The sequence below is a fragment of the Burkholderia sp. Ac-20384 genome (assembly GCF_017104605.1).
In the GTDB taxonomy this organism is placed as follows: domain Bacteria; phylum Pseudomonadota; class Gammaproteobacteria; order Burkholderiales; family Burkholderiaceae; genus Burkholderia; species Burkholderia lata.
Window position 1 is genome coordinate 1 of record NZ_JAAGPE010000676.1, and the last position, 991, is coordinate 991.

The window sequence follows — 991 nt, forward strand, 5'->3', positions numbered from 1 at the left end:
CGAGCAGCAGCCGGCGCAGGCCATGCCGCCCGCTCGTGCCCATCACGATCAGGTCGGCATCGGCTTCGGCCGCCGTGCGCATCAGCACCGTGGCGACATCCTCGCCGTACGCGTCGAGCGCGCGCACGGTGCCTGGCACACGCTCCTGCGCGAGCGCCGCTTTCGCATCGTCGAGCACCGGCGTCGCGGCGTCGGTCGCGGCCGCATCGCCGTCGCGCTCGGCCGCGAAACCCGCATCGACGTCGACGAGCTGCGGCCGGTGCTCGACGACATATGCGCAGGTGACTTCGCCGCCGGACGCCGCCGCGATCCGGATCGCCTCGTTCAGCGCGAGACGCGCACTCGGGCTGCCATCGAGCCCGACGAAAATCCGCTTGTACATGGTCCGTCCCTCCGACCGGGCACGCATCGCGCGTTGCGCGACGGCGGCCCGTTATCGCCACCCGGCCCGGTGCCAGGTGGCCTGCCGAACAGTCTGCCCCACGTGCCGACGCGCCCGTTGATGCGCGTCAAGCGCGGCCGGCGCGCCCGCTGCTCCACGCCGGTTGCCGCAATTTCTAGTGACCCCATTACAAAAACCGTGTAAATCGCGCACAATTTCATCTTGAAAATAGACGTTGCATGCAGCCGGTGCGAGTTTTGTCCGGTTTTGCTGCGCTGCCGAGTGCCCACGGCAGCCCCGACAACAGAATGGCTATCGAATGACCGCAAGTGGAACCCCGACGCGTGACGCCCGAGGGCCCACGCGCCTCCAGATCATGTTACGCCAGCCGCTCGCGGCCGGCGTCGTTGCGCTGTGCGCGGGCGCGGCGCTATCGCTTGGCGTCGCGCTGCTCGTGCGCGAGCAGTGGCAAGGCGCCGTCCATACGCGTTTCGAACGCCGCACGACGCATGTGACCGCGATGCTCCGCCACGAGCTGCAATCCGGCGTGGCCGTGCTCGAAGGCGCGCGCGGTGCGTACAGCCTCGTCCCGGGCATGACGCCCGAGCA

Annotated in this window: 1 protein-coding gene and 1 pseudogene; one reads left to right on the top strand and one right to left on the bottom strand. The window is 69.3% G+C overall.

The genetic code is table 11. The annotated features are described in order from the left end of the window. On the bottom strand, window positions 1-382 hold a 382-nt coding region (locus tag G3O00_RS42780; protein ID WP_206146605.1), incomplete at its 3' end, for a universal stress protein. A 319-nt stretch (window positions 383-701) separates the two neighbouring features. Between G3O00_RS42780 and G3O00_RS42785 the strand changes: the two are divergent. Next, window positions 702-991 (top strand): annotated as a pseudogene (locus tag G3O00_RS42785) (hypothetical protein); the annotation flags it as partial.